Source organism: Amycolatopsis sp. NPDC051106, assembly GCF_040682775.1.
Classification (GTDB): domain Bacteria; phylum Actinomycetota; class Actinomycetes; order Mycobacteriales; family Pseudonocardiaceae; genus Amycolatopsis.
The window spans coordinates 1-7,004 of sequence record NZ_JBFBBQ010000182.1; the positions used below are offsets into that span (position 1 = coordinate 1).

Consider the following 7,004-nt stretch of genomic DNA (forward strand, 5'->3'; position numbering starts at 1 on the left):
ACGGCGCCCCAGACGGCGGCTTCCACCACGTCCGGCACCTCGCCGGCGGTCACGGCGACCGCGCCCCGGGTGACGAAGATCAGCCGCGACCCGGCGAACCGCGGGTCGACCAGCCAGGCCGTGACCAGCGCCAACGCCCGCTGCGCCGAAGCCCACACGGCCCAGGTGAGGTCCTCGGTGTCGTCGGGGCGGCAGGAGGCGAACACGACCTCGGGCACCTCGCCCGCGGCCGCCAGTTCGGCGAACTCCTGGTAGGTGGGCAGGTCACCGAGCCCGAGCCCGGAGAGGTCCCCGATCGCCGCGGCCGGTCGTGCGGGGGAAACAGGGTTGGAACACTGTTTCCCACTCACGACCCACTCGACGCGGTGGTGCGTGGCGGCGGGCGCCGGCCGGGTCATCGGGCGCAGGACCACCGACTCGGCCACGGCCACGACCTGGCCGGCCGGGTCGGCCAAGGTCAGCTCGACGGCGCTGCCGACCGGGCGCAGGCGGACCCGCAGCCCCGTCGCGCCGGTCGCGTGCAGGCTCACGCCCGCCCAGGAGAACGGCAGGAGGCCGTCCCCCGGCAGATCGGCGAAGGCCAGCGCGTGCAAGGCCGCGTCCAGCAACGCCGGGTGCACTCCCCAGCCGTCGGCGGAAGTCCCCGCCGGCAGGGCGACCTCGGCATACACCGAGTCGCCCGAGCGGTACGCCGCCCGCAGGCCCTGGAACGTCGGCCCGTAAGCGAACCCGGCCGCCGCACGCTGGGTGTAGAAGTCGTCGATCGGCAGCGCACCCGTGGGCGGCCACTCCGTCAGATTGTCCGAAGTGGACAGACCGGTGGCCAGGAAGCCGGTCGCGTGGCGCACCCAGCTCTCGGCGCGGGTGTAGATGCCGAACGCGTGCCGTCCGGCGCCGTCCGGGGCCTCGACGCGGACCTGCACCGGCACGCCGCCGCGCTCGGGCAGGACCAGCGGGGCCTCCAGGACCAGCTCTTCGACCTGGTCGGAGCCGGCCTCGTCGGCCGCGCGCAGGGCCAGCTCCACGAACCCCGCGCCGGGGAACAGGATCTCGCCGTCGACGCGGTGCTCGGCCAGCCACGGCGAAGCCTCGGCGGACAGCAGCCCGGTCAGCACGACGCCGTCGGTACCGGCCAGCTCCACGGCCGCGGAAAGCAGGCCGTGCCCGGCGCCGGACTGCCCGAGCGACGCGGGGTCGCCGTCGACGTCCGGAACCTCCAGCCAGTACCGCTCGCGCTGGAACGCGTAGGTGGGCAGCTCGACCCGCACGCCGTCGCGCAGCACCCGGGCCCACTCCACCCCGCCGCCGTCGACCTGCAACGCGGCGAGCGCGGACAGCAGCGTGCGGACTTCGGGGCGGTCGGCGCGCAACAACGGCTCGGCGACCACGGCGGTGTCCGAGCACTCGGCGACCATCGCGGAGAGCACACCCGCCGGGCCCAGTTCGAGGAACCGGGTGACTCCACGCCCGGCCAGCGCGCGGACGCCGTCGGCAAAGCGGACGGTGGCGCGGACCTGCCGGACCCAGTACGCCGGGTCGCCCAGCTCGGCCGCCGACGCGAGCGCGCCGGTGACGTTCGACAGCACCGGCACGGCCGGCTCGTGGTAGGTCAGCCCCGCCGCGACCGCGCGGAACGCGGCGAGCATGCCGTCCATCCGGGCCGAGTGGAACGCGTGGCTCACCTTCAGGCGCCGGGTCTTCACCCCGCGCTCGGCGAACACCGCGGCCACCGCGAGCACGGCGTCTTCGTCGCCGGAAAGGACGACCGACGACGGCCCGTTGACCGCGGCCAGCGACACGCGGTCGGTAAGCAGCGGCGTGACCTCGTCTTCGGTGGCCGCGACGGCCACCATCGCCCCGCCCTCGGGCAAGGCCTGCATCAAGCGCGCGCGGGCGGCGACGAGCGTGCACGCGTCCTCGAGGGACAGCACCCCGGCGACGTGCACGGCGGCCAGTTCGCCGATGGAGTGGCCGCCGACGAAGTCCGGTCGCACCCCCCAGTCTTCGAGCAGCCGGTACAGCGCCACCTCGACCGCGAACAGCGCGGGCTGGGTGTACTCGGTCCGGTCGAGCAGCTCGCCGTGCTCGATGACGCCGCGCAGCGGCCGGTCCAGCTCGACGTCGAAGTGCGCGCACACCGCGTCGAACGCTTCGGTGAACACGGGGAACTCGCGGTACAGCTCGCGGCCCATGCCGATCCGCTGCGCGCCCTGCCCGGTGAACAGGAACGCCGTGCGGCCGGTGGCGGCCGTCCCGCGCACCACCGCGGCGGACTTGGTTCCCTCCGCGAGTGCGGCGAGCCCGGCCCGCAGTCCGGCGTCGTCGCCGGCCAGCACGACGGCGCGGTGCTCGAACGCCGAGCGGGTGGCCGCCAGGGACCAGGCCAGGTCGGCCGGGTCGGTCTCCGGGAGATCGAGCAGCCGCGCGGCCTGCGCCCGCAGCGCCGCCTCCGACCGGCCGGACAGCGCCAGCGGGACGAGCCCGGTGCGCCGCGGCCGCGGCAGCTCGGGTTCGGTCGCGGGCGCCTCTTCGACGATGACGTGCGCGTTGGTGCCGCTGACCCCGAACGCGGAAACCCCGGCACGGCGCGGACGATCGTCGGCCGGCCACGGCATCGCTTCGGTCAGCAACGAGACGCTGCCCGCCGTCCAGTCCACTTCGGACGAGGGCTGCTCCGCGTGCAGGGTCTTCGGCAGCAACCCGCTTCGGAGGGCGAGCACCATCTTGATCACCCCGGCGACCCCGGCCGCGGCCTGGGTGTGCCCGAGGTTGGACTTCAGCGAGCCCAGCCACAGCGGGTGCGCACGGTCGCGGCCGTAGGTGGCCAGCAGGGCGTGCGCCTCGATCGGGTCGCCGAGCCGGGTGCCGGTGCCGTGGCCCTCGACGGCGTCCACATCGGACGGTGCGAGACCGGCGTCGGCGAGCGCGGCCCGGATCACCCGCTGCTGGGACGGGCCGTTCGGGGCGGTCAGGCCGTTGGACGCGCCGTCGGAGTTCACCGCGGAACCCCGCACGACGGCGAGCACGGTGTGGCCGAGCCGCTGGGCGTCGGAAAGCCGTTCCAGCACGAGCATGCCGACGCCTTCGGACCAGCCGGTGCCGTCGGCGCCGTCGGCGAACGCCTTGCAGCGGCCGTCCGGCGCGAGGCCGCGCTGCCGGCTGAACTCGACGAACGCGGCGGGGTTGGCCATCACGGCGACGCCGCCGGCCAGCGCCAGCGAGCACTCGCCCGAGCGCAGGGACCGGGCGGCGAGGTGCAGCGCGACCAGCGACGACGAGCACGCCGTGTCCAGCGTGACGGCCGGGCCTTCGACGCCGAGGTGGTAGGCGATCCGGCCGGAAAGGACACTGCCGGCGTTGCCGGTGAGCAGGTGGCCGCCGAGGCCTTCGGGGGCCTCGCGCAGGCCGGCGGCGTAGCCCGAGACGCCCGCGCCGACGAACACGCCGGACTGGCTCCCGGCCAGGGACCGCGGGTCGATCCCGGCGCGTTCCAGGGCCTCCCAGGAACTTTCGAGCAGCAGCCGCTGCTGCGGGTCGGTCGCCAGCGCCTCGCGCGGGCTCATCTCGAAGAACGCGGCGTCGAACTCGCCGGCGCCGGTCAGGAAGCCGCCGTCGCGGGAGTAGCTCTTGCCTTCGGCGTCGGGGTCGGGGTCGTAGAGGCCCTCGACGTCCCAGCCGCGGTCCTCGGGCCACGCCGAAATGGCGTCGCCGCCGTCGGCCAGCAGCCGCCACAGCTCTTCCGGCGACGTGATCCCGCCGGGCAGGCGGCAGCTCATGCCGACGATCGCGATCGGCTCGTCGGCGTCCGCCGCGCGCTGCACCGGGACCGCGGCGGCCTCGGTGCCGAACAGCTCACCGGCCAGGAAGTCCGCGAGGACGGTCGCCGACGGGTGGTCGAAGACGAGCGTCGAAGGCAGCTTGAGCCCGGTGACCGCGCTCAGGCGGTTGCGCAGCTCGACGGCGGTCAGGGAGTCGAAGCCCAGGTCGCGGAAGGGCCGGTCCACCACGACGGACGCCGGGTCGGCGTGCCCCAGGGCGGCGGCGGCTTCGCGCTGGACGAGGTCCAGCAGTTCGTCGGCGGACAGGTCCTGGCGCCGGGTTTCCCCGACCGGGACGTCCAGGGCGGCGCGCACCTCGGGCAGGTCGCCGAGCAGCGCGCTCGGGCGGACCGAGGTGAAGCCGGGCGCGAACCGCGCCCAGTCGACGTCGGCGACGGTGACGGCGGTGTCGCCCGCGTCGAGGGCCTGCCGCAGCGCGGTGATCGCCAGCTGCGGGTCCAGGGGCCGGAGGCCGCGGCGGCGCAGGTGGTCCTCCGCGCCCTCGTCGGCCAGCATGCCGCCGCCCGCCCACGGGCCCCAGGCCACCGACGTCGCGGCCAGCCCGGCCGTGCGGCGACGGCGGGCGAGGCCGTCGAGGTAGGCGTTCGCGGCCGCGTAGGCACTCTGGCCGCCGCTGCCCCAGACGCCCGCGATGGAGGAGAACAGCACGAACGCGTCGAGCTCGCGGTCGCCGAGGACGGCGTCCAGGTTCTCGGCGCCGGCCAGCTTCGCGGCGGTGAACCCGGCGAACTCGGCCACGCCGAGCCCGGACAACGGCGCGGACTGGGCGACCCCGGCGGCGTGCACGACGGCCCGCAGCCCGTCGATGCCCTCGACCAGCGCGGCGACGGCTTCGCGATCGGTGACGTCGCAGGCCGCGATCGTCACGGTGACCCCGAGCGCGGTCAGTTCGTCGCGCAGTTCGGGCGCGCCGGCGGCGTCGAGGCCCCGGCGGCTGGTCAGCACGAGGTGGTCGGCCCCGGTGCGGGCCAGCCAGCGGGCGACCTCGGTGCCGAGCGCCCCGGTCCCGCCGGTGATCAGCACCGTGCCGCGCGGCCGCCACGACGGGCCGGACGTGGTGGCGGGGGCGCGTTCGAGGCGCGCGGCGAAGACGGCGGAGTCGCGGACGGCGACCTGGTCTTCGGTGCCGCCGAGCACGCTCGCCAGCCGGGCGACCGCGCGGTCGTCGAGGGTGGCGGGCAGATCCACGAGCCCGCCCCAGCGGTCGGCGTGTTCGACGGCGGCGGTGCGGCCGAAGCCCCAGAACGCCGCCTGCGTCGCGCTGCGGACCGCGTCGGTGCGGCCGACGGAGACCGCGCCCGAGGTCGCGCACCACAGTGGTGCGGTGATCCCTGCGTCGCCGAGCACCCGCACGAGGCGGACGGTCTCGGCGAGCCCGGCGGAGATCGCGGGGGCGTCCGGCGCGGGCCGCTCGTCGAGAGCCAGCAACGAGAGCACCCCGGCGAAGTCACCGGCGATGCCGGGCAGGTCGGTGACGCGCACCGGGACGCAGTCGAGACCGGAAGTCAGCGACACGAGGGCATCCGGCTCGACGCCGCGCTCCGGGAGCACCAGCAGCCAGGTGCCGGGCTTTCCTTCGGCCGGTGTCAGCGGGCGCCAGTTCACCGCGTAGCGCCAATTGTCCACAGTAGACAGGTCCGCGCGGTTCCCGTGCCACCGCGCGAGCAGCGGCAGGGTGGTCTCGAGGCCGGACAGCTCGGCCTCGGCGACGTCCAGCGTCGAGGCCAGCGCGGACAGGTCCGCGCTCTCGACCGCGGCCCAGAACTCGCCGTCGACGACGTTCGCCGGAGCGGCGCCGGCTTCGGGCGTGCGCGGCCAGAAGCGTTCGCGCTGGAAGGGGTAGGTGGGCAGCACGACGAACGACGCCGGCCGCAGGATCGCGGACCAGTCCGGGGTGTGCCCGGAGACGTGGAGGGCGGCCAGCGCGGCGAGCAGCGTCCGCTCCTCGGGCCGGTCCTTCCGCAGCGTCGCCGTCGCGGGCAGGATCTCCTGCGCCAGCGCGGCGAGCACCCCGTCCGGGCCCAGCTCGACGGACCCGGTGACGCCGAGCCCGCTCAGCGCGGCGACGGCGTCGGCGAACCGCACCGGCTCGCGGACCTGGCGCACCCAGTACACCGGGGTCAGGATCTCGTCCCCGGCCAGGCGACCGGACACAGTGGACACCACGGGAATCTTCGGCGCGTGGAAGGTCAGGCCGTCGGCGACGGCCGCGAACGCGTCCAGCATCGGGTCCATCAGCGCGGAGTGGAACGCGTGCGACACCGTGAGCCGCCGGACCTTCCGGCCCAGTCCGGCGAAGTGTCGCGCGATCGCCTCGACGGCTTCGACCTCACCGGACACGACGGTCGCTTGGGGACCGTTGATCGCCGCGAAACCCGCGCCGTCACCCAGCACGGCGGCGACCTCGTCCTCGGTGGCCTGCACCGCCAGCATCGCGCCGCCCGTGGGAAGCGCCTGCATCAGGCTCGCCCGGGCCGCCACCAGCCGGCAAGCGTCCTCGAGGGACAGCACCCCGGCGACGTGCGCCGCGGCCAGCTCGCCGATCGAGTGCCCGGCCACGTAGTCCGGCCGGACGCCCCACGACTCCAGCAAGCGGAACAGCGCCACCTCGACCGCGAACAACGCGGGCTGGGTGTACCCGGTCTCGTCGAGCGCCGAAGCGTCGCCGAAGACGACGTCGCGCAACGGCCGGTCCAGCTCCGCGTCCATCAGCGCGCAGACCGCGTCGAACGCGTCCGCGAACACGGGGAACCGCTCGTACAGCTCCGCGCCCATGCCGGCGCGCTGCGAACCCTGGCCGGAGAACAGGAACGCCGTCTTCCCGGCGATCTGCCTGCCCTGGACGAGGTTCGCCGCCGGGCCGCCGGCCGCGAGGGCCTCCAGGCCGGCCGCCAGCTCGGCGAAGTCCGCGCCGAGCACGACGGCCCGGTGCTCGAAGGCGGCGCGTCCGGCCAGGCCGGCGGCCACGTCCGCGACGTCGCTGTCCCGCAGCCGCAGCAGGTCGCGGGCAGCGTCGCGCAGCGCACCTTCGGACCGCCCGGACAGGACCCACGGAACCAAGCGCCCCAATGTGGCCTTCGACCTCGTGGGCTTTCGCGAGCGGCGCGGGCGGGAGCAGCAGCCCGCCGCTCTTGTCCGCGCCCTTGCCCTCGCGCAGGCCGCCGG

At 75.5% G+C, this 7,004-nt stretch carries 1 protein-coding gene; it reads right to left on the reverse strand.

Annotated features, from left to right (window positions below):
* Positions 1-6,899 (reverse strand): SDR family NAD(P)-dependent oxidoreductase (locus tag AB0M83_RS48135; RefSeq protein WP_364529434.1); only part of this gene is annotated, 6,899 nt, incomplete at its 3' end.
* Positions 6,900-7,004: the final 105 nt, after the last annotated feature.